The organism is Micromonospora sp. RHAY321, assembly GCF_023896955.1.
Taxonomy (GTDB): Bacteria; Actinomycetota; Actinomycetes; order Mycobacteriales; family Micromonosporaceae; genus Micromonospora.
Window position 1 is genome coordinate 917,298 of record NZ_JAMHIW010000001.1, and the last position, 24,795, is coordinate 942,092.

At 72.3% G+C, this 24,795-nt stretch carries 21 protein-coding genes; 10 read left to right on the plus strand and 11 right to left on the minus strand.

Features of this window, described 5'->3' with window-relative positions; translation table 11 throughout:
* The first annotated feature begins 34 nt into the window (after window positions 1–34).
* The 6 genes from M8C17_RS04285 to M8C17_RS04310 all read left to right on the plus strand — a co-directional run bounded on the left by M8C17_RS04285 (window position 35) and on the right by M8C17_RS04310 (window position 6,296).
* Complete coding sequence (locus M8C17_RS04285) at window positions 35–715, plus strand: response regulator transcription factor (RefSeq protein WP_252414996.1); 681 nt, start codon at window positions 35–37, stop codon at window positions 713–715.
* A 13-nt stretch (window positions 716–728) separates the two neighbouring features.
* A complete protein-coding gene (locus M8C17_RS04290; protein WP_252414997.1) occupies window positions 729–2,198 on the plus strand; it encodes a HAMP domain-containing sensor histidine kinase in 1,470 nt (489 codons plus the stop codon).
* On the plus strand, window positions 2,195–3,097 hold the full coding sequence (locus M8C17_RS04295) for a Gmad2 immunoglobulin-like domain-containing protein (RefSeq protein ID WP_252414998.1): 903 nt from the start codon (window positions 2,195–2,197) through the stop codon (window positions 3,095–3,097). Before M8C17_RS04290 ends, M8C17_RS04295 begins: the two co-directional genes overlap by 4 nt.
* 137 nt (window positions 3,098–3,234) lie before the next feature.
* The gene (locus M8C17_RS04300; protein ID WP_252414999.1) at window positions 3,235–3,864 is read left to right on the plus strand and encodes a TetR/AcrR family transcriptional regulator; all 630 of its coding nucleotides are present in this window, start codon (window positions 3,235–3,237) and stop codon (window positions 3,862–3,864) included.
* A 39-nt stretch (window positions 3,865–3,903) separates the two neighbouring features.
* Window positions 3,904–5,397, plus strand: a complete 1,494-nt coding sequence (locus M8C17_RS04305) for an MFS transporter (protein WP_252415000.1) — start codon at window positions 3,904–3,906, stop codon at window positions 5,395–5,397.
* A gap of 107 nt (window positions 5,398–5,504) precedes the next feature.
* On the plus strand, window positions 5,505–6,296 hold the full coding sequence (locus M8C17_RS04310; protein WP_252415001.1) for a maleylpyruvate isomerase family mycothiol-dependent enzyme: 792 nt from the start codon (window positions 5,505–5,507) through the stop codon (window positions 6,294–6,296).
* 21 nt (window positions 6,297–6,317) lie between these two features.
* On the opposite strand, the gene M8C17_RS04315 is transcribed toward M8C17_RS04310, so the two are convergent.
* Window positions 6,318–6,896 carry a CGNR zinc finger domain-containing protein gene (locus M8C17_RS04315; RefSeq protein WP_252415002.1) on the minus strand — a complete coding sequence of 193 codons (579 nt, stop codon included), beginning with the start codon at window positions 6,894–6,896 and terminating at the stop codon, window positions 6,318–6,320.
* Between the two features lie 132 nt (window positions 6,897–7,028).
* Between M8C17_RS04315 and M8C17_RS04320 the strand changes: the two genes are divergently transcribed.
* On the plus strand, window positions 7,029–8,027 hold the full coding sequence (locus M8C17_RS04320) for a zinc-dependent alcohol dehydrogenase family protein (protein ID WP_252415003.1): 999 nt from the start codon (window positions 7,029–7,031) through the stop codon (window positions 8,025–8,027).
* Between the two features lie 35 nt (window positions 8,028–8,062).
* Window positions 8,063–9,082, plus strand: coding sequence for an alcohol dehydrogenase catalytic domain-containing protein (locus tag M8C17_RS04325; protein ID WP_252415004.1), 1,020 nt, complete (start codon window positions 8,063–8,065; stop codon window positions 9,080–9,082).
* A gap of 60 nt (window positions 9,083–9,142) precedes the next feature.
* On the opposite strand, the gene M8C17_RS04330 is transcribed toward M8C17_RS04325, so the two are convergent.
* Both M8C17_RS04330 and M8C17_RS04335 read right to left on the minus strand, forming a co-directional pair.
* A complete protein-coding gene (locus tag M8C17_RS04330; protein WP_252415005.1) occupies window positions 9,143–10,342 on the minus strand; it encodes an RtcB family protein in 1,200 nt (399 codons plus the stop codon).
* Between the two features lie 368 nt (window positions 10,343–10,710).
* A complete protein-coding gene (locus M8C17_RS04335; RefSeq protein WP_252415006.1) occupies window positions 10,711–12,711 on the minus strand; it encodes a translation factor GTPase family protein in 2,001 nt (666 codons plus the stop codon).
* A gap of 217 nt (window positions 12,712–12,928) precedes the next feature.
* Between M8C17_RS04335 and M8C17_RS04340 the strand changes: the two genes are divergently transcribed.
* The gene (locus M8C17_RS04340; protein WP_252415007.1) at window positions 12,929–13,888 is read left to right on the plus strand and encodes a YafY family protein; all 960 of its coding nucleotides are present in this window, start codon (window positions 12,929–12,931) and stop codon (window positions 13,886–13,888) included.
* A 46-nt stretch (window positions 13,889–13,934) separates the two neighbouring features.
* On the opposite strand, the gene M8C17_RS04345 is transcribed toward M8C17_RS04340, so the two are convergent.
* Window positions 13,935–15,242, minus strand: coding sequence for an RICIN domain-containing protein (locus tag M8C17_RS04345; RefSeq protein WP_252415008.1), 1,308 nt, complete (start codon window positions 15,240–15,242; stop codon window positions 13,935–13,937).
* A gap of 168 nt (window positions 15,243–15,410) precedes the next feature.
* On the opposite strand from M8C17_RS04345, the gene M8C17_RS04350 reads away from it, so the two are divergent.
* A complete protein-coding gene (locus M8C17_RS04350) occupies window positions 15,411–16,598 on the plus strand; it encodes a spore photoproduct lyase family protein (RefSeq protein ID WP_252415009.1) in 1,188 nt (395 codons plus the stop codon).
* A gap of 24 nt (window positions 16,599–16,622) precedes the next feature.
* Here the strand turns inward: M8C17_RS04350 and M8C17_RS04355 are convergent, their stop codons facing one another.
* The 7 genes from M8C17_RS04355 to M8C17_RS04385 all read right to left on the minus strand — a co-directional run bounded on the left by M8C17_RS04355 (window position 16,623) and on the right by M8C17_RS04385 (window position 24,713).
* Window positions 16,623–17,129, minus strand: a complete 507-nt coding sequence (locus M8C17_RS04355) for a DinB family protein (RefSeq protein ID WP_252415010.1) — start codon at window positions 17,127–17,129, stop codon at window positions 16,623–16,625.
* 50 nt (window positions 17,130–17,179) lie between these two features.
* Window positions 17,180–18,025 (minus strand): M15 family metallopeptidase, encoded by an 846-nt coding sequence (locus M8C17_RS04360; protein WP_252415011.1) that lies wholly within the window; start codon window positions 18,023–18,025, stop codon window positions 17,180–17,182.
* Window positions 18,026–18,065: 40 nt separating this feature from the next.
* A complete protein-coding gene (locus tag M8C17_RS04365) occupies window positions 18,066–19,064 on the minus strand; it encodes an acetylxylan esterase (RefSeq protein ID WP_252415012.1) in 999 nt (332 codons plus the stop codon).
* Window positions 19,065–19,071: 7 nt separating this feature from the next.
* On the minus strand, window positions 19,072–21,447 hold the full coding sequence (locus M8C17_RS04370) for a glycoside hydrolase family 3 N-terminal domain-containing protein (protein WP_252415013.1): 2,376 nt from the start codon (window positions 21,445–21,447) through the stop codon (window positions 19,072–19,074).
* A gap of 97 nt (window positions 21,448–21,544) precedes the next feature.
* On the minus strand, window positions 21,545–22,408 hold the full coding sequence (locus M8C17_RS04375; protein WP_374557066.1) for a carbohydrate ABC transporter permease: 864 nt from the start codon (window positions 22,406–22,408) through the stop codon (window positions 21,545–21,547).
* Window positions 22,409–22,410: 2 nt separating this feature from the next.
* Window positions 22,411–23,409, minus strand: a complete 999-nt coding sequence (locus M8C17_RS04380) for a carbohydrate ABC transporter permease (RefSeq protein ID WP_252415014.1) — start codon at window positions 23,407–23,409, stop codon at window positions 22,411–22,413.
* Window positions 23,406–24,713 carry an ABC transporter substrate-binding protein gene (locus M8C17_RS04385; RefSeq protein WP_252415015.1) on the minus strand — a complete coding sequence of 436 codons (1,308 nt, stop codon included), beginning with the start codon at window positions 24,711–24,713 and terminating at the stop codon, window positions 23,406–23,408. Before M8C17_RS04385 ends, M8C17_RS04380 begins: the two co-directional genes overlap by 4 nt.
* Window positions 24,714–24,795 lie beyond the last annotated feature (82 nt).

A 24,795-nucleotide genomic window follows, 5' to 3' on the forward strand; every position in this document is an offset into this window, starting at 1 on the left:
CTGCGCACCGTCGCGGCGGGTCTACCCTCAGGTCATGGAGGGCCGCGTGCTGGTGGTCGAGGACGATGCCTCCATCCGGGAGGTCACCGCCCTCGGTCTGCGCCGCGCCGGCTTCCGGGTCGACACCGCCGTCGACGGGCGGCAGGCCCTGGCGGCGTGGCGCGCCCACCCGGTCGACCTGATCGTCCTCGACGTCATGCTGCCCGGCCTGGACGGCCTGGAGGTCTGCCGGGAGATCCGGCGCACCAGCCAGGTGCCGATCCTGATGGTGACCGCGCGCACCGACACGCTCGACGTGGTGGTCGGGTTGGAGTGCGGCGCGGACGACTACCTGCGCAAGCCGTTCGACCTGCCCGAGCTGGTGGCCCGGGTCCGCTCGGTGCTGCGCCGGGCGAGCGCGCCGGTCACCTCGGGCACCATCGAGGTGGGCAGCCTGGAGATCGACCCGGGCAGCTTCGTGGTACGCCGCGACGGCCGCGAGGTGCCGCTGACCGCCACCGAGTTCCGCCTGCTGCTGGAGCTGGCCCGCCGGCCGGGTCAGGTCTTCACCCGGGAACTGCTGCTGGACCTGGTCTGGAACCACAGCTTCCTGGGCGACTCGCGGCTCGTCGACGTGGCGGTGCAACGGCTGCGCGCCAAGGTCGAGGACGACCCGGCGCACCCTCGGCTGGTCCGCACGGTGCGCGGCGCCGGCTACAAGCTGTCCACGGGCTGACGGGAGGTCGGCCATGGCCGGACGCGCGGTGTCCCCGGGCCGCCTGCGGCGCCGGCTGACGATCGCGTTCGTGCTGGTCGCCGGGGTCTCCGCCGGGCTGCTCGCCGGTGGTGCGGGTCTGCTGCTGCGGCAGTCCCGGATGGACGCGTCGCTGCACCAGGCCGCCGCCGACGCCCGCTACCAACTCGTCCTCGCCGGACAGTTCCTGCCGTTGACCGACCAGCGCAGCACCGACCTGCTGACCAGTTTCGAGGGCAGCGGCCGGCACGTGGTGCTCGTCGACGGCACGGCTCGGGCCTCGCACCCGGCGTACGCCCCGACGCTGGGCTCCCGCCTGCGCGCCACCGTCGCGGACGGACGGCTCGGCTACCAACGGTCCGCGCCGGCGGAGCGCCCCCGGCTGCTGGTGGTCGGCGGCCGTATCCCCGGCTCGTCCGCCGAGCTGTACGTGATCACGGTGGAGGACGACATCGCCGCCGACCTGGGTCAGCTGCGCAGCGCGCTGGTGGCCGGCTGGGTGCTCGTGGTGCTGCTCGCCGCCGGGGTGGGGCACCTGCTGGCCCGCCGCACGTTGGAGCCGGTGGGCCGGGCCAGCCGGGCCGCCCGGGCGCTCACCGAGGGCCTGCTCGCCACCCGCCTGCCGGTGCGGGGGCGGGACGAGTTCAGCGTGTGGGCGGCGTCGTTCAACGAGATGGCCGAGGCGCTGGAGTCGAAGATCGCCGCGCTGTCGGCGGCGCAGGCCCGGGAGCGGCGCTTCACCGCCGACGTCGCGCACGAGCTGCGTACCCCGGTGACCGCGTTGGTGGCCGCGGCCTCGCTGCTGCGCGAGCACCTCGACCGGTTGCCCGACGACGCCCGCCCGGCCGCGCGGCTGCTGGTCGGCGACGTGGTCCGGCTGCGCCGCCTCGTCGAGGACCTGATGGAGATCTCCCGACTGGACGCCGGGCGGGACCGGCCCGACGTCGAGCCGGTCGACGCGCCGGCGCTGCTGCGCGCGATCGTCGCGGCCCGCGGCTGGTCGGAACGGGTGCTGGTCAGCGGTGACCCGGTGGCGTTGCGCACCGACCCACGCCGGCTGGAGCGGGTGCTGGCCAACCTGGTCGCCAACGCGGTCGAGCACGGCGGCGGCGAGATCCGGGCCACCGTGGCCGGGGCGGGACCACTGGTCGTCTTCGAGGTCACCGACCAGGGGCCGGGCATCCCGGCCGAGCACCTGTCGCGCCTGTTCGACCGGTTCCACAAGGTCGACCCGTCGCGTTCCGCGCCGGGCAGTGGGCTGGGGCTGGCCATCGCCCGGGAACACGCCGCCCTGCTCGGCGGGGTCCTGAGCGTGCGCAGCGAGCCGGGGGCCGGCACCCGGTTCCGGCTGGAGCTGCCCGCCGGTGGGCCTCAGCTCGGCGACGCCGCCCGCACGGACGAGCAGGCCGTCGGGCAGATCGGGGACGGACACACCGCCGGCACGGCGGCGGGCGGTGCGGGATGAGCCGCCGCGGGGTGCTGACCGCACCGGTGCTCATCACCGCGCTGCTCGTCGGCGGGTGCGGCACCCCCCGCTCCGGTGATCTCGGTCCCGCACCCACCGCGGCGCCGACGAGCGCCGCACCCACCGGGTCGCCGGACCCCACGCCCACCCCGCCGGTGAAACCGCCACCGTCACCCACCGGCAGCCCGGCCCGCCCGTCGGCACCGGTCAGCACCGGGACGCGCCAGCCGGCCACCTTGACCATCGAGCTGTGGTACGTCCGGTCCGGGCGGCTCGCACCGACCCGGCGGACCCGGCCGGGCACCGTGGCGACGTCCCGACTGGCGCTGACCGAGCTGGCCGCCGGCCCCACCCCGGCGGAGTCCGCGACCGGGCTGGTCACCCTGCTCCCGGCCGGCGTCGAGGTCACCCGGATCACCGACGGCGTGGCGACGCTGCCGCCCGTCCCGTCCCCCGACGACCCGGCGGAGCATCGGCGGTTGCGTGAGGCGCAGGTGGTGTGGACCCTCACCCAGTTCCCCACCGTGCGGCAGGTCCGCTTCGGCGACGGTCCCCCGGTCGGCCGGGGCGACTACGACGACCTGCTGCCACCGATCGTGGTCACCGGCCCGGGCGTCGGCGAACGGGTCGACGCCCCGCTCACCGTCACCGGCACCGCCGACGTGTTCGAGGCCACCGTCAGCGTGCGGGTCCTGGACGCCGCCGGCCGGGAGGTGGCCACCGGCTTCGGCACCGCCAGCTGCGGCAGCGGCTGCCGGGGCACCTACCGCGTGGTGGTCGGCTGGCGCACGGCCCGGGAGCAGCGCGGCACCATCGAGGTGTACGAGGTGTCCGCGCGCGACGGCTCCCGGATCAACACGGTGAGCGTGCCGGTGACCCTCGCGCCCGCCGGAGGCTGAGCGGCGAGTTCACCTGCCGGACATGGGAGAGAAACGTAATCGTTTCGTCCACCCGGTGCGACGCAACTCATAAAAGCCTGCACGATGTCCCCGTCGCGAACTAGGGTCAGTACGACATCGTTTCGCGGGGGGTCGAGATGCTGGGCGGTCAACAGGTGGGGTCGGGTGCCGGGGTTCCGGCCGCCCGGGGTGCTCGCTGCACCGATCCGGACCTGTTCGCCGTGGTCATCGACCTGCTGCGCGAGGTCGGCTACGACCGGCTGACCATCGACGCGGTCGCCGCCCGGGCCCATGTCAGCAAGGCCACCATCTACCGGCGCTGGGACGGCAAGGTCGAGCTGGTCGCCGCCGCCCTGCGGGAACGACACGTCGGCGTGTTCAACCCGCCGGACACCGGCTCGCTGCGCGGCGACCTCATCGAGCTGCTGCGCGGCACCGCCGCCATCTGCGTCGCCGACTGTGACCTGATGCAGGCGTTGACGTTCGCCATGCGGACCAGCCCCGAGCTGGAACGCCTGGTCCGTCACCAGTTGCTGCCCGCCGGTCGGGTGGCCAGCACCGCCATCCTCGTCCGCGCCGCCGCCCGGGGGGAGATCCCACCCGAGGCCGGCGAACGGGAGCTGTTCCACGACCTGGCACCCGCACTGACCCTGTCCCGCGTGCTCGCGCACGGCCTACCGGCCGACGACGCGTTCCTCACCCAGGTCGTCGACGAGGTGCTGATCCCGGTCCTCCGCTACTGCCCCGACGGCCCCTCCCAGCTCTGACCCACCGACGTACCACGTACGCACACGGAAGGCTTCACCATGCCCGGAACCACCTCGACCGCTCCCGGCGCGCCCGGCGCGGGGACGTCGACAGGAGCGCCGCACCCGCAGCGCTGGATCGCCCTGGCGGTCATCGCGGTCTCGCAGCTGATGGTGGTCCTGGACGCCACCATCGTGAACATCGCCCTGCCGCAGGCCCAGGCGGACCTGGGGATCAGCGACGCGAACCGGCAGTGGGTGATCACCGCCTACACGCTGGCGTTCGGTGGCCTGCTGCTGCTCGGTGGCCGGATCGCCGACTACTGGGGGCGTAAGCGGACCTTCATCGTCGGCATGACCGGTTTCGCGCTCGCGTCCGCGATCGGCGGCCTGGCCACCAACGGCGAGATGCTCTTCGCCGCCCGCGCCCTGCAGGGCGCCTTCGGCGCGCTGCTCGCCCCGGCCGCGCTGGCCCTGCTCACCGTCCTGTTCACCGAGGCCACCGAGCGGGCCAAGGCGTTCGCCGTGTACGGCGCGATCGCCGGCGGCGGCTCCGCCGTCGGCCTGCTGCTCGGCGGTGTGCTCACCGAGTACGCCGACTGGCGCTGGTGCCTGCTGGTCAACATCCCGGTCGCCGCGATCGCCATCGCCTTCGCGCTCCCGCTGGTGCCGGAGAGCCGGGCCCACGGCAACACCCGCTACGACGTGCCCGGCGCGGTGGTCGTCACCGCCGGTCTGGTCTCCCTGGTGTACGGCTTCACGAAGGCCGCCGAGGACGGCTGGGACGCCACCGCGACGCTCGGTTTCATCGCCGCCGGCGTGGTGCTGCTCGCCGCCTTCGTGGTGATCGAGCTGCGCTCCAACCACCCGCTGCTACCGCTGCGGATCATCCTGGACCGCAACCGCGGTGGGGCGTACCTCGCCTCCACGCTCATCGGCGCGGGCCTGTTCGGCGCGTTCCTCTTCCTGACCTTCTACTTCCAGGTGGTGCTGCAGTACAAGCCCCTGGAGGCCGGGCTCGCCTCGCTGCCGGTCACCGCCGGCGTGCTGATCGCCGCGGGTGGCGCCAGCCAGTTGATGCCCCGGGTGGGCGCCAAGCCGCTGATGGTCGGCGGCTCCGTGCTCGCCGCCGTGGCGATGCTGGTGCTGACCCAGATCGACGTGGACACGTCGTTCCTCACCCTTCTGCTGCCCGCCCAGGTCATCCTCGGCATGGGTCTCGGCTTCACGTTCGTGCCGCTGTCCAGCCTGGCTCTGGTCGGGGTACCGGAACACGACGCGGGTGCGGCCAGCGCGACGCTCAACGCCACCCAGCAGATCGGTGGCTCGCTGGGCACCGCGCTGCTGAACACCATGTACACCAGCGCGGTCGCCGCGTACCTGGTCGGTCGGGCACCGAACCCGGTCAACCAGATCGAAGCTCTGGTGCACGGTTACCGCGTGGCCTTCGCCTGGGGCGCGGCCCTGATCGTGCTCGCCGGACTGGCCACCCTGATCCTGATCAAGGTGCGCAAGGAGGACATCCCGAGCGGCAACGCCGTACACATGGGCTGAACTGACCGCGCCGCCGCCGGCCGACCCGCTCCCGACCGGGAGCGGACCGGCCGGCGGCCGCGTCCGGTAGCGTCCCCACCATCGCCGAGAATCCGTTGAGGAGACACATGTCCACGGCTGCCGATCAGATCATCACCGTTCTGCGCGCGGGCCACGAGGAGCTCGCCGCCCTCGTCCGGGACCTCAAGGAGGACGACCTTCTTCTGCCGTCCGGCGCCAGCGAGTGGCAGGTGTCGCAGGTGCTCAGCCACCTGGGCAGCGGCGCGGAGATCAATCTCGCGTCCCTGACCGCCGCCCGGACCGGCGGACCCGCCCCGGACGGTGACTTCAACCGCGGTGTCTGGCAGCGCTGGGACGCCATGTCCCCGGCCGAGCACGCCGCCGGGTTCCTCGCCGCCAACGAGCGCCTCGTCGCGGCCTACGAGGCGCTGGACGCCGAGACCCGTGCGTCGCTGCGGATCGACCTCGGTTTCCTGCCGGAGCCGGTCGACGTCGCCACGGCGGGCCGGTTCCGGCTCAGCGAGTTCGCCCTGCACCAGTGGGACGTCGAGGTGGCGTTCAACCCGTTCGCGGCGGTGACGCCGCAGGCGGTGCCGCTGCTGCTCGACCATGTCGGCGGCATGCTGGGCTGGACCGGCCGCCCGCAGGAGCTGGCTGGTCGGGAGGCCACGCTGCTGCTCCGCCTGTGGGAGCCCGAGCGGACGTACGGGCTGCGGCTGGGCGAGCGGATCGAGCTGACCGACGTGCCGGAGCAGCCCGACGGTGAGCTGACCGCCCCGGCCGAGGCGTGGCTGCGGCTCGCGGTCGGCCGGCTCGGGCCCGCGCACACCCCGGACGCGGTGCGGGTGACCGGCCCGGTGAGCCTGGACGACCTGCGCCGGGTCTTCGCCGGCTTCTGACGGCCTGGCCGCGCCCGCCGCTCAGCGGGCCGGCAGCGTACCGGGCCGGCTCCCGGCCGAGCGGGCCCGGTACGCGGCGACGTTCGCGCGGTTGCCGCAGAACTCGTACGAGTGCCAGCGACGGCTGCGGTTGCGGCTCGTGTCGTAGAACACGACGCGGCAGTCCTCGTTGGCGCAGAGCCGCAGCCTCGACCAGTTGCCCTCGGTGACGAGCGCGGCCACGGATTGAACGATCTCGCCGACCACCGGGTCGCCGGTGACCTGGCGCAGCTCCGCGTGGCCCGGAGCGCTGAAGTCCTGGCGGAAGGTGATGGACGCCGTGCGCCCGGCGAGCGCGGCCCAGTGCCCGGCGGAATCGGTGCGGTCCGCCGGGTCCACGAGGTCGAGCAGGTCGGCGCGTACGGCACGGACCAGGTCCAGCCGCTGTGGGGACGGCACCCCCTCCTGCCCGAAGGGCAGCAGCACGGCGGCCGCCTGCTCCGCGGTGTCGAGCTGGTCCGGGGAGAACGGGTACGAGCGCGAGTTGAGAAGGTCCACCACGGCCGCCGCTCGGGCCGGAACGGAGCCGTCGTCGCCGGTGCGCGCGGTGCTGGTCGCCATGGGCCTCAGCATACGTCGCAGAGGTAAAACTCGAACACCCATTACATCCGGCGGATGCTGCTGCTAGTGTCGTAATGGCCAACTGGCTAACGCCCATTACTTCCGGCGCATCTCACCGCAAGGAGCACCCCCATGAGCAAGCTCACCCTGACCGGAGTCGGCGATCTCGCCCAGAATGTCCGGTTGGACCAGGGCGGCGATCTGACCGTCGGCACCCACGACGTGCTCCTTCAGATGGAGGCGGCACCCATCAACCCCGTCGACAACCTCTTCGCCAACGGCTGGTACGCCGTGCAGCCGACCATTCCCGGCCCGATCGGCTCCGAGGGCGTCGGACGGGTGCTCACCGTCGGACCGGCCGCCGACCAGTCCCTGGCGGGACGGCGCGTGGTGATCCTCGGCAGCTACGAGCAGGGCGTCTGGGCCGACCGGGTCGTCGTCCCCGCTCGTAACGTGGTCGCCGTACCCGAGGGCATCGACGCCCTGCAACTGTCCATGGCGGTGATCAACCCGGTGACCGCCTATCTGATGCTCAACAGGTACGTCGACCTCAAGCCCGGCGACTGGATCGGCCAGACGCTCGGCAACTCCGCCGTCGCGGGCGCCGTGACCACACTCGCCCGGATCGCCGGCGTCCGGACGGTCAGCGTCGTCCGCAGTGAGAAGGCCGCCGAGGAGGCCCGAGCCGCCGGTGCGGACGTCGTGCTGGTCGACGGCGACGACCTGGCCGAGCAGACCACGAAGGCGCTCGACGGTGCCCGGCTGCGCATGGTCCTCGACGGGGCGGGTGGCTCCACCGCGGGCAAGCTCGCGACCGTGTTGGAGACCGGCGGCACCGTGGTCAGCTACTCGTCGGCAACGGGTGAACCGCCGGCCCTCCCGCTGGGCAACCTCGTCTTCGGCGAGTTGGCGCTGCGCGGCCTGTGGGTGGTCAGCTGGTTCCAGAACGCACCGCGCGCCGAGATCGAAGAGGTGATCGCCGAGCTCGTCGAGCTGGTGGCCAGCGGTCAGCTCGCCGTCCCGGTCGACTCCACCTTCCCGCTGCACCGCTACGCCGAGGCCCTGGCCCGCAACGCCTCTCCGGAGCGCGCCGGCAAGGTGCTCTTCACCTTCGACTCCACCCAGGCATGACAGAACCGTCACACCACGATCACGAGGAACTGAACATGTCTGTGTACCGCGCGTACGAGGTCCAGGGGGCGGGAAACTTCGCCCTTGTCGAGCGCCAGCTGACCGAGCCCGCCCCCGGGCAGGTACGGCTGCGGGTCGAGGCCTGCGGCGTCTGCCACAGCGACACTCTCGCCGTCAACGGGCTGCTGCGGCCGGACCCGTCCGACCCGATCGTGCCCGGCCACGAGATCGTCGGAGTGGTCGACGCCGTCGGCGCCGGGGTCACGACGTGGCAGGTCGGTGACCGGGTGGGCGTCGGTTATCTCAACGGTCACTGCGGCGCCTGCGAGCAGTGCCGACGCGGCGACTTCGTCAACTGCACCGACCAGCCCGCCACCGGCACCACCGTGGACGGCGGGTACGCCGAGGTCGCCTTCGCCCGGGCCAGCGGACTGGTCCGGATCCCGGACGGGATGTCCGCCGTCGACGCGGCGCCACTGCTCTGCGCGGGGCTGACCGTGTCCAAGGGGTTGCAGCAGATCGACGCCCGTCCGGGCGCCCTGGTGGCGGTGCAGGGCATCGGCGGCCTCGGGCACCTGGCAATCCAGTACGCCACCAGGCTCGGCTTCCGGGTCGCCGCGATCGCCCGCGGCACCGGCAAGGCGGAACTGGCGGCCCAGTTGGGCGCCGAGCACTACATCGACAGCAGCACAGAGCACCCCGGTGTGGCGCTGCAGCGCCTCGGTGGCGCGGCCGCGATCGTGGCCACCGCGGCCAACGGCGCGTCGATGTCGCCCCTGATCCCGGGATTGACGCCGCGCGGCCGGCTGATCGTCCTGGGCGCCTCGTTCGACCCGATCGAGGTACAGACCAGCGACCTGATCTTCGGGACGCGGACGATCAGCGGAAGCCTGACCGGCAGCTCCATCGAGAACGAGGACAACCTGCTGTTCAGCCAGCGGCAGGGCGTCCGCTCGATGAACGAGGTCCTGCCGCTGTCCGAGGCGCCGAAGGCGTACAGCCGGATGCTGTCGGGCGAGGCCCGGTTCCGTGTCGTGCTCGACACGGCCGCCTGAGGACGCGACCACCGGGTTCGCGCCGCCGCCGCCGAACGCGGTGGCGGCGCGAACCGGTCGTCAGCCCTTCACGCAGACCACCTGCTTGAGGTGCGCGACCACCTGCACCAGGTCCTCCTGCTGGGCCATCACCTCGGTGATGTCCTTGTACGCGCCGGGGATCTCGTCGACGACCCCGGCGTCCTTGCGGCACTCGACACCGGCGGTCTGCGCGGCGAGATCCGTGGTGCTGAAGGTCCGCTTGGCCTGCGCCCGCGACATCCGCCGACCGGCCCCGTGGGAGGCCGAGCAGTACGCGTCCGGGTTCCCCCGACCCCGCACGATGTACGAGCCGGTGCCCATCGACCCGGGGATGATGCCCAGGTCGCCCCGCCCGGCCCGGATCGCCCCCTTGCGGGTGACCAGCACGTCCACGCCGTCGTAGCTCTCCTCGGCGACGTAGTTGTGGTGGCACGAGATGGGCTCGTCGTAGCCGACTTGCGGGAAGTGCTCACGCACCACCCCGCAGAACAGGGCCAGCATGACGGCCCGGTTGCGCCGCGCGTACTCCTGCGCCCACCACAGGTCCCGCCGGTAGGCGTCCATCTCCGGCGTGCCGGCGAGGAACACCGCAAGGTCCCGGTCGGGCAGGTCGGCGTTGTGCGGCAGGCCCCGCGCCACCCCGATGTGCCGCTCGGCCAACTCCTTGCCGATGTTGCGCGACCCGGAGTGCAGCATCAGCCACACCCGCCCCTCGTCGGGGCCGCCCTGCTCCAGGCAGACCTCGATGAAGTGGTTCCCCCCGCCGAGGGTGCCCAGCTGCCGCTGCGCCCGGGTCTCCAGCTGCGCCACCCGCCGGTCCAGCCCGGCGAACCGACCCCAGAAGTCGTCCCAGCCGGCCTGCTCCAGACCCCGGACCCGACGCGGGTCGACGGCCTTCTCGCGCTGGGCGAAGCCGACCGGGATGGTGGCCTCGATAGCGGAGCGCAGCCCGGCGAGGTCGTCCGGCAGGTCGGCGGCGGTCAGCGAGGTGCGGACCGCCGACATCCCGCAGCCGATGTCGACGCCGACGGCGGCCGGCGAGACGGCCTGCCGCATCGCGATGACCGAGCCGACCGTGGCGCCCTTGCCGAAGTGCACGTCCGGCATCACCGCGACGCCCTGCACCCAGGGCAGCGCGCCGATGTTGCGCAGCTGCCGGGCGGCCTGCGGCTCGATGGCGTACGGGTCGGTCCAGACCCGGACCGGTGCCCGGGTGCCGGCGAGGGGGGTGAATCCCATCGTGCTCTCCTTGTTCGTGCCGGCATCACCGTCACACGGTGACCGGAAATGATCGCGCGCCGAGCGGCGGGGCGCGGAAGCTCGTCGGATACGAAAAGGCCGCCGACCCGCAGGGGGTGGGCGGCCGCCTCTGACGCGCTGGCGTCAGCGGTTATGCCGCCCTTGGGTGCCGGCTCTGGCCGAGACACCGGTACCGCGCGCCAGCGAGCAACGCGGCACCCGCACCTGGCGAGTGCCAGGTGGCTTCGGTGCGGTTGCGCTGGGACACGGCGTACTCCCCCGGGTTGGATCGGTTGACGTTGCGCGATGACGGTAAACGGGCCCGGTCCTGTCCGCAATGGATATTGGGCCGGGCCCGGCCGCGCCGGCTACCGGCCACCGACGATCCGGCGGGCGACCGCCAGCAGGTACTCCTTGCGGTCCAGCGGGTTGTGGTCCCAGCGGGGCCGGGTGGGAGCCGGACCGCGCACCGGACGGTACCGGTCGAACGCGGTCTCCAGGACGCCCTCGCCCCGGGTCAGCGCCGGTAGCCGGCGCTCCAACGCGTGTACCCGGCCCGCCGGGATCTCCCCCTCCACCAGGTACGACGTGCCCTGCCCGGTGGTGTTGGCGGGCACCGCGTCCAGCCGGGCGAGGGCGGGAAGCAGGGTGCCGAGGATGTCACCCGGCACCTCCAGCCGGAACCGGTGCACGGGTTCGTGGACTCGGGTGCCGGCCCGGGTGAGTGCGGTCATCAACACCAACGGGGTGAGATTGCGGAAGTCCCCGGCGGTGCTGGACATGCTCTTGTCGAAGGTGCCGTGGGAGTGGCTCTGCCGGGCCCAGTAGCCGGCGTGGTTCATCGTCACCTCACAGTCGGGAACCTGCCAGCCGTGCGGTCCCTGACGCAGCGTCCGGTGCACGGTCTCCTCGACTGCGGCGAAGAACGCCGGCGGCATCGAGCCCAGTTCGACGCCGAGCCGGAAGCTCACCCCGGCGCCCGTCGGTGCCGGGGCCACCCGCAGCCCGACGGTGGCCAGGAAGGGGTTGGGCGCCACGGCGATCACCTCGACCGCCGCGCCCACGCCGCAGAGCCGCTCCACGTGCACCGTGCTGCTCTCCCGGAACGTCACCGCCACCCCGAAGTCGTCGGCCAGGGTGGCCTGGATGACCTCCTTCTGCACCTCGCCGTAGAGCGAGAGGGTCATCTCGTGCTGCCGGTCGTCCTGTCGCAGGTTGATCAGCGGATCCTGCTCGGCGAGCTGACTCAGCGCGGCATGCGCCGCGACCCGGTCGGCGGACCGCGCCGGGACCACGACGGTCTCCAGGGTGGGTGGCGCGAAGTGACGGTCCCCGCCGGCGCGCTCCGGAGGTACGCCGACCGGGTCGCCGATCCGCGCGTCCGTCAGGCCCCACAGCCGGGCGATGTGGCCCGCGCCGACCGACGACGCCGCGACGTCGGCTCCGTCGGCGACGACGCGTACGGCGGTCACCAGGGCCGCGCCGGCGGCGCCGATCCGGATCCGGTCCCGGACCCGGATGGTGCCGGCGAAGAGCCGGACCAGAGCGATCTTCTCTCCCGCCGGGCCGCGCTCGATGGCGAACACGGTGCCGGAGACCGGGGCGTGGGCGTCGCCCCGAACCGTGGGCAGCAGCTCGGTGATGCCGGCGATCAGCGCGTCCACTCCGGCGCCGGTGATGGCCGAGCCGGCGAACACCGGCTGGACCAACGCCCGGCAGGTCCAGTCCGCCAGCGCGCGGCGCAGCCGTGGGTACGGCAGCGCTGACTCGTCCGCCACCCAGTCGGCGAGCAGTGCGTCGTCCTGCCCACCGAGGAGGTCGAGCAGCCGGTCGGCGAACGCGTCGTCGGCGGGGCCGTACGGCGTGTAGCGGGCACCCCGGGTGCCGGGCGCCGCCACCGACCCCATCGCCACCACGGCCGGGGTCAGCTTCTCCGCTACGGCCCGCGACATCCGCTCCGGGTCGGCCCCGGCCCGGTCGACCTTGTTGAGGAAGATCAGCGTCGGGATGCGCAGCCGGCGCAGGGTGCGCATCAGCACCCGGGTCTGCGGCTGGACGCCCTCGACCGCGGAGATCACCAGCACCGCGCCGTCGAGCACACCGAGCACACGCTCGACCTCGGCGATGAAATCCGGGTGGCCGGGCGTGTCGATCAGGTTCACCGTCACGTCGTCCAGCACGAAGGAGACAACGGCGGAGCGGATGGTGATGCCGCGTTGGCGTTCCAGCGCCAGGGAGTCGGTGCGGGTACTGCCCGCGTCGACGCTGCCGAGGCTGTCGGTCACGCCGACGGCGTACAGCAGCCGCTCGGTCAGACTGGTCTTACCGGCATCGACGTGCGCCAGGATGCCGAGGTTGAGGGTTTTCACGCAGCGCCATGTCCTTCAGGTAGGTGACAGGTCCCTTCTGGTCGGACATCGACGCAGCGCGCATTGCTACTCCCTGGAGGCCGGTGGCGATTTCGGGTAGTTCATCAGCCCTTCGGACGGGCGAGCAACCGATTAACGACGGGGCGGCGGTGGTGCTGGCCAGCGACGCAACGCATTGCGGAAGGAAGACTTCCGCGATTGCTGCCAGACTTGCCACATGGTGGAGACCTCCGTGCGGCTGCTGCGGCTACTCGCCCTGCTGCAGGGCCACCGGGACTGGTCGGGCACGGAACTGGCCGACCGGTTGGCGGTCAGCACCCGCACCGTACGCACCGACGTCGAACGGCTGCGGGTGCTCGGCTACCGGATCGAGTCACGCCCCGGTGTCGCGGGCGGCTACCGCCTCGGCGCGGGGTCCGCCCTGCCACCGCTGCTGCTCGACGACGACGAGGCGGTGGCGGTGGCCGTCGGCCTGCGGGCGGCCGCGTCCGGTTCGGTACGCGGCATCGAGGAGACCTCGCTGCGGGCGCTGGCCAAGCTGGAGCAGGCGCTGCCGTCGCGGTTGCGGCACCGGGTGGACGCGCTGCGCACCGCGACTGTCTCCGCGGCGGCCGGCGGCCCGACCGTGGACGCCGCGACGCTCACCGCCGTCTCCACCGCCGTGCACCGCCGGGAGCGGCTGCGCTTCGACTACGCCGGGCACGACGGCACGGCGAGTGTCCGCGACGTTGAGCCGTACCGGCTGGTCTACACCGGCCGGCGGTGGTACCTGCTGGGCTGGGACGCCGACCGGGCGGACTGGCGGACCTTCCGCGCCGACCGGATCCAGCCCCGGGTGCCGACCGGTCCGCGCTTCACACCCCGGGAGCCCCCGGGTGGCGACGCCGTCGCGCACGTGCTGCGCGGCGTCGGCTCGACGGCCTGGCCGCACCCGGCCCGGGTACGCCTGCACGCGCCGGCCGACGGGATGGCGCAGCGGATCCCCGCCACGGCGGGCCTGCTGGAGGCGATCGACGAGCAGAGCTGCCTGCTGCACACCGGTGGCGAGTCGCTGGGCAACCTGGCCGCCTTCCTCGGCACCCTGGAGGTGGACTTCGACGTACTCGACCCACCGGAGTTGCGCACCGTCATCCGGGGCGTCGCCGCCCGGTTCGGCCGCGCTGGTCAGGCGTCGTAGCAGCCGTCGCAGGGCGGGCCGAACCGGAGGCGTGGCACGCGTCGGTCTACGGTTGCGGGACCAGCCGGAAGGACTGCGCGGCGGTGCCGTTGCAGGTGTACTGGATGAGCTGGACACTGTCCGCCGTGGACGCGGCCGGCACGTCGAGGCACTTGCCACTGTTGCGGTTGACCAGGCGGTAGTAGCCGCCACCCTCGGACTCCGCCCGCCACTGCTGGTTGTTGCCGCCGCTGTAGGACCAGAGCTGGATGGGCGCCGAGTCGGCGGTCGACACGTTGGTCACGTCGAGCACCTGAGCGCTGTTGTTGCGGTTGTTGACCCGCAGGTAGCCGCCGCTGGTCGGCGCGAACTGGTACTGCTGCGCGGCGCTGTTGTTGCAGGTGTACTGCTGGATGGCGGTGCCGTTCGCGGTGGCGGCGGCCCGCGCGTCGACGCACTTCCCGCTCGCCCGGTTGACCACGGTGTGCCAGGCCGTCGGCGAGATCGGGCCGGTCGGGGTGGGCGTCGGGGTGGGTGCGGTGCCGGCCCCGGCGAGCCAGTGCAGGCCGTCGATCAGCAGCCGGTTCTGCGGCTCGCTGTCGAAGGTGGACGACAGCCCGGTGTTGGTGTTGTAGTCCATCGCGTTGTGCCCGAAGTTGGCGTACAGCATCTTGAACCGCTTGTTGCTCCAGACGAGCGGGTAGTAGCCGCTGTACCAGGACTGGTTGGGGTCGGTGCCGACCGGGAAGCTGGACGGGTCGATCGAGGCGAGGATGTCGATGTCCGGGTTCTGCCGGAGGTCGTTGTTCCAGGAGTACCACTCGCTGATCGACGACGGGAACGTCGCGGGAAGCTGCTGGGTTGCCGGGTGGGTGCGGTTGTCGGCCCGCAGCGTGACCCGGGTCGGCCCCCACGTGTTGGAGCGGAACGCGCCGGTGCCGAGGAAGGTGTTGTAGTACCAGCTCCAGCTCGACGGGTTGGTGTTGAACGCGGCGACGTGGAAGCCCAGCCATGCCCCGCCGTTCTGCATGTACTGCTGGAACGCGGCACGCTGCGCGGTCGGCGGCGCGTCGTCCAGGAACATGACGACCTTGTACTGCGCCAGGTTGGCGGTGTTCAGCAGGCTCCAGTTGTTGGTCGCCTCCCAGGAGAAGCCGTACCGGGCGGCGGCCTGCGGGAACCACGCCCGGGCGTCCCGGACGAAGTCGATGTGCGCGGCGTCCCAGGTGCCGTTGTAGAAGGCCAGGACCTTGAACGTCGGCGCGGCCTGCGCGCTGCGCGAGGCGTTGACGGCGAGGCCGACGCTGAGCGCGACGACGAGGGCGACCAGCAGCGAGATGAGCCGCCTGGTACGGGAGGAGAGTTCTGCGATCACCTGATCGTCCCTTCGGTGGTGGCCCGGGGACGCGCGCCGACGCGTCGACGTGAACCATCTGTTCACAAGGTTTACAGATTGACGAAAGATTATGTGCTGCAACGGATCGCGTCAATCGCGGGCCAGCGCCGCGGGTGGGAATCCTGCGGTAACGGGTAACCCGGCCGGATGACCAGCCCGGACGCGGTCGACGTCGACCAACCGCTCGCCGTGGACGTGCCCGCCGCGCCGCACGACGCCAGCGGCGAGCGGGTACCCACCCGCGACCTGGCCGGCCTCGCACCGGCGGCACGCCCGGCACGCCGCTGGACCCCGGGCCGGGTGGTGGCCACCCCGGCAGCGCTGGAGCACCCCCACGGCCGACGGATCGCCGACCGGGTCGAGACGCTGGGCATCGAGGTGGAACGGCTGCGGTCCAACCGGCTCAGCGGCGTACGCGGGCGAACCGACCGGGAGACGTACGCGCGGGCCAAGGCGACCATGGCGATCGTGGTGAGCCCACCCTCGCGGCGCGCCCTGCAACCCATCGCGCCCAGCGCCGACTGGCGGGTCGACCTGGCCGAGGGCTGCCCGGCGCACTGCCAGTACTGCTACCTCGCCGGGTCACTGTCCGGTCCGCCGGTGACCCGGGTGTACGCCGACCTCGACGACATCCTCGCCGGGCTGGCCGCGTACGCGGGGCGCGGAACGGTGACCAGCCGCAACGCGCGACGCGCGGACGAGGGCACCACCTTCGAGGCGTCCTGCTACACCGATCCCCTCGCGCTGGAGCACCTGACCGGCAGTTGGCGGCGGGCCGTGCGGCACTTCGCCGCCTGGGACGCGCCGGTGCAACTGCGCTGGACCACCAAGTACGCCGACGTGGACACCTTCGTCGGGCTGGCGCACGCCGGCCGCACCCGGGTCCGGTTCAGCGTCAACTGCGCCCCCGTCAGCGAACGGTTCGAGGGCGGCACGGCCCGCGTGCCGGACCGGCTCGCCGCGCTGCGCCGCCTCGCGCTCGACGGCTACCCCGTCGGGTTGACCATCGCACCGATCATGCCGCTGCCGGACTGGCGGGAGCGCTACGGCGAGCTGCTGGACCAGGTCCGCGCGGCGGTCGACGGGGTTCCGGAGCTGGACCTCACCGCGGAGCTCATCACCCACCGGTTCACTCCGGGCAGCAAGGAGGTGCTGCTCGGCTGGTACCCGCGGACCCGACTGGAGATGGACGAGGAGTCCCGCAGCCGCAAGCACGGCAGGTTCGGCGCGGTCAAGTACGTCTACCCGCGCGACACGATGGCCGAGCTGCGCGGCTGGTTCACCGCCGAACTGGCCACACGGCTGCCGGCCTGCCGGATCCTCTACTGGACCTGACCGGCCGGAGGCCGGTCGACGAGGTCAGACTCCCACGGCGCCGTCGATGCCCTCGCGCAGGAAGTCCGCGTGGCCGTTGTGCCGGGCGTACTCGTGGATCAGGTGCAGCATCACCAGGCGCAGCGACACGTCCTCCCCGGAGCGGGCGTTGTGTCCGGTCACGTCGAGCGACGGCGCGGCCCGCTCGATGCGGCGGGCGTGCTCGACCTCGCGCTGCCAGGCGTCGAACGCCTCGGCGCGGGTGGCTGAGCTGGCGTCGTACGCCTGCTGGTAGTCGCCGGTCTCCGACCAGACCAGCGGGACGTCCTGGCCGTCGATCACCCGCCGGAACCAGGCCCGTTCCACCTCGGCCATGTGTCGGACCAGCCCGAGCAGGGACAGCGTCGAGGGCGGCATCGACTGCCGGCGCAGGTCGGCGTCGGAGAGGCCGTCGCACTTGAGGGCGAGGGTCGCGCGGTGGAAGTCGAGGAAGGCGCGCAGCGTCTCCCGCTCCCCACCGGTCACCGGTGGGCCGATCCGTTCGGTGGTCACGACGTCGATCATGCCGGACGGCGTCGGCGGCGCCGGTGCGGGCCGGGTCGTCAGCCGACCGAGGAACGGGCCACCGGCGCGGCGAAGTAGGTGTCCGGGTACGGCTCGTCGCGGTAGCGATAGTGCCACCACTCGCGGTCGTAGTTGACGAACCCGGCGTCGGTCATCAGCCGCCGCAACAACCGCCGGTTGTCCCGGGCCGCGTCGGTGATCCGGGGATCGGCGGTGTGTGCCCGGGCGTCGAAGCAGTCGAAGCCGGTGCCCATGTCGATGCTGTTGTCGGCGAACCGCTGCCCGCGTGGCGCGGTGCAGGCCACCAACGGCTGCCCGGGCACGTACGGGGGCTGGCTGGCGGCGGGCTCGTCGATCAGGGTCAGGTCCAGGGTGCTGCCCCGGCTGTGCGCGGTGGGCGCTCCGATGTAGCCGTCGGCGAAGAGCCGGCTCTTGGCGACGTCCGGATAGAACTCGGCCTTCGTCTGCTGCTCGCCGGGACGCTTCGCCCACGCGACGAAGTCGTCCACCGCCGGCTGCGGGCGGTAGCAGTCGTACACCTTGAGGCTGTGCCCACCCGCCAGCGCGGCGTCCTGCACCCGGCGCAGCGCCTCGGCTGCCTGCCGGGTGAGCAGGCACAGCGGCTCCCGGTAGGCGGTCACCGGCCGGCCGACGAAGTTGTGCGCGGTGGCGTACCGGATGTCGGCGTGGATACGCGGGTCGAGGTCGGTCAGCACCACGAACCCCGGCAGCCGGGCGGTGGCGGACGGTTCGGGGCTCACCGACGCCGGAGGTGTCGGGGCAGGAGGTGTCGGGGCCGGGCGGGGCTCCGGCCGGGAGCAGCCGCCGAGCAGCGCGACCAGCACGAGCACGACGGCGGCGCCCACCCGGCCTGACCTGCGCACCCGTCCTGTCTACCAGGCCCGGCCGGTGCTCGGCGACGGATCAGCTCCCGGTCGCCGTCTGAGCCGGTCGGACGCCCTCGCCCAGGTGCTTCAGGAGGAAGCGGAACGCCGCCTCGTCGTCGTCGATCCCGCCGGCCTCGTGGCCGTTGTACCGCCACACCGACAGTTCGGTCGGCCCGGCGTGGGCGTTGACGGCCGCGTAGACCGTCGACGGCGGCACGATGTCGTCCATCAACGCCACCGAGTACCGCGCCGGCCGGCGGCAGCGCCGGGCGAAATTGACCCCGTCGACGTACGCCAGGGTGGTCAGCACCCGCTCCTCGGCGTCCCGGTGGATCGCCAGGTAGTCGCGGATCTCCCGGTACGGCCGCGCGTCGGTGGCCACCACCGCACGCGGGATGTCGCAGAGGAACGGCACGAAGGCGACCACCGCCCGCACGCCCGGTGCCAGCGCGCCCGCCGCGAGCGCCAGCCCACCGCCCTGGCTGTGCCCGAGCACCGCCACCCGGGTCGGGTCGACCACCGGCAGGGTCCGGACGGCGTCCACCGCCCGGACCGCGTCGGTGATCAACCGCCGGTAGTAGTAGGTGCGCGGGTCGGCGATACCCCGGGTGGCCACTCCGGGCGCCTCCGGACCGGCGGCACCCGGATCCGGGGTGGCACCCCGACTCCAACCCGAACCCTGCCCCCGGGTGTCCATCTGCAGGTGCGCGAACCCGGCCGCCGACCAGAGCAGGTTCTCCAGCGGATGCCCGCGCCCGCCGCCGTAACCGGCGTACTGCACCAGGGTCGGCAGTGCCGTGCCGGCCCCTCGGGGCACCCGCAGCCAGGCCCGCACGGGCTGGCCGGCGAAGCCCGGGAACGTCACGTCGAACACGTCGACGCTCGCCAGCCCGGTCGTCACCGGCTCTGCCCGCACCGGCCAGCCGGCATCCCGTGCCTCGGCCAGGGTGCCGGCCCAGAACTGGTCGAAGTCCGCCGGTTCCCGGACCGCGCTGCGGTAGCCGCGCAGCTGCTCCTCGGGCAGGTCGGTGTACACGTCGCGCTCAGTCGGTCGGGTGGGCCGTGAACAGGGGGTGCATCCGCCGGGTGTGGTCCACCTGCCGTACCGGCCCGGTCAGCTCGACGGTCGCCACCAGCCGCGGTTGGGTGCTGGACGAGGCGAGCCGCAACTCCAGCTCCCCCGGCTCGACCACCCGCCGCCCGTCCCGCCCGGTGAACGAGAGCACGTCGGCCGGCACGGTCACCTCGATCCGGCGGCAGGCGCCGGCCTCCAGCGGCACCCGCAGGTAGCCGATCAACCGCTGCACCGGCTGCACCACCGAGGCCACCGGGTCGTGCGCGTAGAGCTGCACCACCTCACTGCCCCACCGGGTGCCGCTGTTGCGCAGCGTGAAGGCCAGCCGCAGTTCCCCGTCGGTCTTAGCCGTCGCCTGTTCGACCGTCAGCTCCGACCAGTCGAATCGCGTGTAGCTGAGCCCGTGCCCGAAGCCGTACGCGGGCGTGGGGTCGATGTTGGAGACGTCGCTGGCGTGGCCCAGCCGGGCGGCGAGGTAGGTGGTCGGCTGACCACCCGGGCCGCGCGGCACACTGACCGGCAGCCGGCCCTGCGGCTCGACCCGCCCGCTGAGCAGACCGGCGATCGCCGACGGCCCCTCCTCGCCCGGGAAGAACGACTGCACGATGGCCGCCGCCTCGTCGACCGCCCGGCCCAGCGCGTACGGCCGGCCGGCGATCAGCGTGACCACCACCGGGACGCCGACCTCCAGCAGCGCGTCCAGCAGCTGCTGCTGCACCCCGGGCAGGGCCAGCGACTCCGCGTCGCAGCCCTCACCGCTGGTGCCCCGGCCGAACAGCCCGGCCCGGTCACCCAGGGCCGCGATGACCACGTCCGCGCCCCGGGCCGCCTCGACGGCCGCCGCGAACCCGGCGGTCTCCGGACCGTCGACGCTCGCGCCGGGCACGACCACGACCTCGCTTCCGGGAAACTCGGCGCGCAGCGCCTGCGCGAGGGTGGGCAGCTCGATCCCGAGCGGCAGCTCCGGGTGGTGGGATCCGACGTGCACCGGGAACGAGTAGCAGCCCAGCACCGCCGTCGGACTCTCGGCCTGCGGGCCGACCACCGCGATCCGCGCCGGCCTGGCCAGCGGCAGGACGCCGTCGTTGCGCAGCAGGACGACGGCCTGCTCGGCCACCTCACGGGCGAGTTCCCGGTTGGCGGGTGGGTCCAGGTCGATGGTGCCCCGCACCGCCTCCGGGTCGGAGAGGTCGACGCCGGCGAGCGCCACCGGCACCGGGTCCCACCCGTCGTCGAGGAGCCCGAGCTGGGCCTTCTGCAGCAGCACCCGCCGCAACGCCCGGTCGATCAGCGCCTCGGGCACCCGCCCGGCGGCGAGGGCCTCGTGCAGCGGCTCACCGAAGGTCTTCACCGTCGGCAGCTCCACGTCGACTCCGGCGGCGAGGGCCAGGCCGGCGGCCTCGCCCCAACTGCCGGCCACCCCGTGCAGGGTACGCAGGAAGGCGATGGCGAAGTAGTCGGCCACGACCGTGCCGGTGAACCCCCAGGTGTCCCGGAGCAGGCCGGTGAGCAGCTCCTCGTCGGCCGCCGACGGCATGCCGTCGGTGTCGGTGTAGGCGTTCATCACCGACCGCGCGCCGCTCTCGCGTACCGCCATCTCGAACGGCGGCAGCATCACGTCGGCCCGCTCCCGTGGGCCCATGCCGACCGGCGCGTGGTTGCGCCCGGCCCGGGAGGCGGAGTAGCCGGCGAAGTGTTTCAGGGTGGCCACCACGCCGGCGGACTCCAACCCCTGGATGTACGCGGTGGCGACCGTCCCCACCAGGTAGGGGTCCTCGCCGATGGTCTCCTCCACCCGCCCCCAGCGGGCGTCGCGGACCACGTCGAGCACCGGCGCCAACCCCTGGTGCACACCGAGACTGCGCAGGTCCGCGCCGATCAGGCCGGCCATCCGCCGGATCAGTGCCGGGTCGAAGGTGGCACCCCAGGACAACGGCACCGGGTACGCGGTCGCACCCCAGGTGGCGAAACCGGCCAGGCACTCCTCGTGGGCGAGGGCCGGGATGCCGAAACGGTTCGCGGCGGTGATCCGCTGCTGGGTCCGCAGCAGGGAGAGTGCGCCGAGCGCCGGGTCGACCGGAGCGGTGCCGAACGGCCGGGTCAACTGCCCGAGCCCGGTGGGCAGCAACTCGTCGAGGTCGACCGGCTCCTCCATCTCGTGCTGGTGGGGCGCGACCTCACCGCCGTCGGCGGAGGCGCCCACCCAGACGCCGTACAGCTGGGCGATCTTCTCCGGCAGGGTCATCGCGGCGACGAGGGCATCGACGCGGGTGGGCAGGTCGTAGGAGGGATCGTTCCAGATGGTGGTGCTCGGTTCGGTGTCCACGGTCACGTTGTCGGTCACTTTCCTCCGACGCCCGCCGGCCCCCGTACGAGGGACCGCCGGGCGAACAGGTAGACGGTTATGCGGTGTTTCGCTTCTCTGCGCGTACCGGTGCTGCTCAGCCCTTCACCGCACCCTGCAGGCCACCGACGATCTGCTTCTCGGCGAAGGTGAAGAAGAGAAGTGCCGGCAGCATCGCCAGCGAGGTGAACGCGAGGATTCCCGCGGTGTCGGAGGTGTACTGGCTGGAGAAGTTCTGCACGCCCAGCGGCAGGGTGTGCAGGTCGGCGTCGCCGAGCACGAGCAGCGGCAGGAGGAAGGCGTTCCAGCTCGCCACGAACGCGAGGACCCCGACGGTGACCAGCGCGGGCCGGGACAGCGGCAGCATGACCCGCCAGAGGAAACCGAGCCGGCCGGCGCCGTCGATCGCCGCGGCGTCCTCCAACTCGCGGGGTACGGCGGCCAGGAACGGACGCAGGATCACGATCGTGAGCGGCAGCGAGAAGGCGACCTGCGGGAGGATCACCGCGTAGTAGGAGTTGATCAGGTTGAGGTCACGCAGCATCAGGTAGAGCGGCAGGATCGCCGCCCCGGAGGGGAAGAGCAGACCGAGGGTGAAGAAGGTGTAGAGCGCCTCACGCCCGCGGAAGCTGTAGCGGGCGAGCACGAACGCGGCGCAGACGCCGAGCAGCACGACCGCGAGCGTCGTGCCCAGGGCGATCACCGCGCTGTTGAACGCCTGCTGCCAGAAGTCGCTGCGCGTCAGCACCCGGGCGTAGTTGTCCCACACCCACGGGTCGGGCAGCCCGGCCGGGTCCGCGATGATCTGCGGGGTGGTGCGGAAGCCACCGACGATCACATAGACCACCGGGGCGATGGAGACGGCGGCGATCGCGAGGGCCAGCCCGTAGGTCAGCGGACTGCCCCACGAGAACGGACGGCGGTGCGACGACGAGGGGGACGTCAGCGCGTTCTCGGCCACGGTCAGTTCCTCCTTCCGGTGACGGCGCCCTCGATGTCGCGGCGGAGGAGGAAGCGCTGGAACAGCAGCGCCGCGATGAAGGAGATGGCGAACAGGATCACGGCGACCGCGTTGCCGTAGCCCCAGAGCCGGGCGAAGAAGCCGTTGTCCACCATGTAGGTGGCCATGGTGGCCGAGGCGCCGAGCGACCGGACCGCGGGCACCGAGGTCACCCAGATCACCTCGAAGGCCTGCAGCGAGCCGATCATCGACAGGAACATCCAGATCCGGAACGTCGGGCCCAGCAGCGGGAGCGTGACGTGGCGCTGGGTCTGCCACCAACTCGCGCCGTCGATCGCGGCGGCCTCGGTCAGCTCGGGCGGCACGTTCGACAGGCCGGCGAGCAGGAGAACGATCGCGAAGCCGACGTATTTCCAGGTCAGGACGAACAGCATCGTCCAGATCACGACGTCGAGGTCGGCGAGCCACGCCTGCACGAAGTTGCCCAGGCCGATCTGCTTCAGCAGGGCGTCGACGGTGCCGCCGCCGGTGAGCAGCAGCTTCCACATGATGCCGACGGTGACCTCGGCGAGGACGTACGGCACGAACACCAGGAGCCGGACCACGGTGCGGCCGCGGAAGCGACGGTTGAGCAGCAGGGCCACGGCCAGGGCGATGGGGCCCTGGATCAGCAGTGACCCGAACACGATGATGGCGTTGTTGCGCAGAGCGTCCAGGAAGATCGGGTCCTGGAAGGCGAGGACGTAGTTGTTGAATCCGACGAACTCGGTGGGCGGCCCGACTCCGCGCCAGCGAAAGAGGCTGTAGTAGACCGCGAAGCCCATCGGCACCAGCACGAACATCACGTAGACGACGACCGCCGGCGTGGTGAGCCCGATGATCTCGTACCACTTGCGTCTGGTCTCGGCGGCGCGGGACGACGGGCGTCGGGCGGCCGGGGGGCCCGCCGGCGGCACGGACATGCCGCCGGCGGGGCTCAGGGTCGGGTTGGTGGAGGTCACTTCTTCGCGGCCGCCTTCATCGCCTCGACGACCTTCTCCGGGGTCCCGTTGCCGGCGAAGATGGCGATGATCGCGTCGTTCATCGCGCTGCCGACGGTGCTGCCGAAGGCCGTGTCCAGCCAGAGCTGCACATACGTCGCACTCGAGGTGGCCTCCAGGATGGACTTCAGGGCGGGGTCGGCCACGCCGGCCTCCGCACCCTTCGCCACGGGCAGGCCGGTGCGGGTCTCCGCAAAGCCCTTCTGCACCTCGGGGCTCACGATGTACTTGAGGAACTCGACGCACTCGGCCGGAGCGTTCTTCGCGCAGGCGAAACCGTCGCCGCCGCCGAGGGCCGCCTTCGGGTCACCGGCGGAGCCGGCGATCGCCGGTACGGGGAACCAGCCGAGGAACTTCGTGAGCGCTTGCTTATCCTCGGCCACGGTCTCCAGGGTGCCCCTGTTCCAGTCACCCATCAGCTCCATCGCGGCCTTGCCGTTGGCGACCAGCCCGTTGGCGCTGGTCGGGTCGTTCTGGCCCGGCGTCGCGATGAAGTTCGGCTGGAACGGGTTGGTGCCGATGAAGGTCTTCAGGTCCTGTCCCGCCTTGACGAAGCACGGGTCGTCGAAGACCGGCTCGACGGATGCCTTCTTGAGCGTGTCGACCGAGCAGGCACGCAGCGCGAAGTTGTACCACCAGTGCGCGGCGGGCCACTTGTCGCCGGCCCCCAGCGCGATCGGGATGACGTTGATGGCCTTGAGCTTCGTGACCGCCTGGTTGAGCTCCTCGAAAGTGGTCGGAGGAGCGGTGATGCCCGCTTTCGCGAACATGTCCTTGTTGTACCAGATGCCCTCGATGCCCATCCGGTACGGCAGGCCGTACTGCTTGCCGTTCACCTGCCAGATCTCGGTCGCGCTGCCGATGTTGGCGACCTCGTCCTTGACCTGACCGGTGATGTCCTTGAGGTAGTCGGCCTCCACCTGCTCACGCATCTCGCCGCCGCCCCACGCCTGGAAGATGTCCGGCGGGTCGCTGGACAGCAGCGCGGCGGGGAGCCGGGTGCGCTGGAGCTGGTTGGTCTCGATCGCCTCGATCTGGACCGTGACGGTCGGGTGCAGTGCGGAGAAGTCCTTCGCGACCTTCTCCCAGTAGGTCTTGCCAGGCCCGTCCTGGGAGGCGTTGTGCCACCAGGTCAGGGTCACCGGGTTTTTGTAGAGCTCGTTCTCGGCGGGTGCCTCGCTGTCGCCGCCGTTACACCCGGCGACGAGCAGTGCGGTCGTCATCAACAGCGCCAGGGTGGCGCCCGCGCGGTGCTTCATCGCCATCGACACGTCTCCTCGACTAGCAGTGGCGGTACTTAGGTGCGGCGAGTTTTACAGTCCCGTAACGGGGTGTCAACCGTTGTCG

Bases quoted from the DNA above. Each gene is read 5' to 3' on its own strand.
- M8C17_RS04285 (WP_252414996.1), top strand. From the start codon at position 35: ATGGAGGGCCGCGTGCTGGTGGTCGAGGACGATGCCTCCATCCGGGAG.
- M8C17_RS04290 (WP_252414997.1), top strand. From the start codon at position 729: ATGGCCGGACGCGCGGTGTCCCCGGGCCGCCTGCGGCGCCGGCTGACG.
- M8C17_RS04295 (WP_252414998.1), top strand. From the start codon at position 2,195: ATGAGCCGCCGCGGGGTGCTGACCGCACCGGTGCTCATCACCGCGCTG.
- M8C17_RS04300 (WP_252414999.1), top strand. From the start codon at position 3,235: ATGCTGGGCGGTCAACAGGTGGGGTCGGGTGCCGGGGTTCCGGCCGCC.
- M8C17_RS04305 (WP_252415000.1), top strand. From the start codon at position 3,904: ATGCCCGGAACCACCTCGACCGCTCCCGGCGCGCCCGGCGCGGGGACG.
- M8C17_RS04310 (WP_252415001.1), top strand. From the start codon at position 5,505: ATGTCCACGGCTGCCGATCAGATCATCACCGTTCTGCGCGCGGGCCAC.
- M8C17_RS04315 (WP_252415002.1), bottom strand. From the start codon at position 6,896: ATGGCGACCAGCACCGCGCGCACCGGCGACGACGGCTCCGTTCCGGCC.
- M8C17_RS04320 (WP_252415003.1), top strand. From the start codon at position 7,029: ATGAGCAAGCTCACCCTGACCGGAGTCGGCGATCTCGCCCAGAATGTC.
- M8C17_RS04325 (WP_252415004.1), top strand. From the start codon at position 8,063: ATGTCTGTGTACCGCGCGTACGAGGTCCAGGGGGCGGGAAACTTCGCC.
- M8C17_RS04330 (WP_252415005.1), bottom strand. From the start codon at position 10,342: ATGGGATTCACCCCCCTCGCCGGCACCCGGGCACCGGTCCGGGTCTGG.
- M8C17_RS04340 (WP_252415007.1), top strand. From the start codon at position 12,929: ATGGTGGAGACCTCCGTGCGGCTGCTGCGGCTACTCGCCCTGCTGCAG.
- M8C17_RS04350 (WP_252415009.1), top strand. From the start codon at position 15,411: ATGACCAGCCCGGACGCGGTCGACGTCGACCAACCGCTCGCCGTGGAC.
- M8C17_RS04385 (WP_252415015.1), bottom strand. From the start codon at position 24,713: ATGGCGATGAAGCACCGCGCGGGCGCCACCCTGGCGCTGTTGATGACG.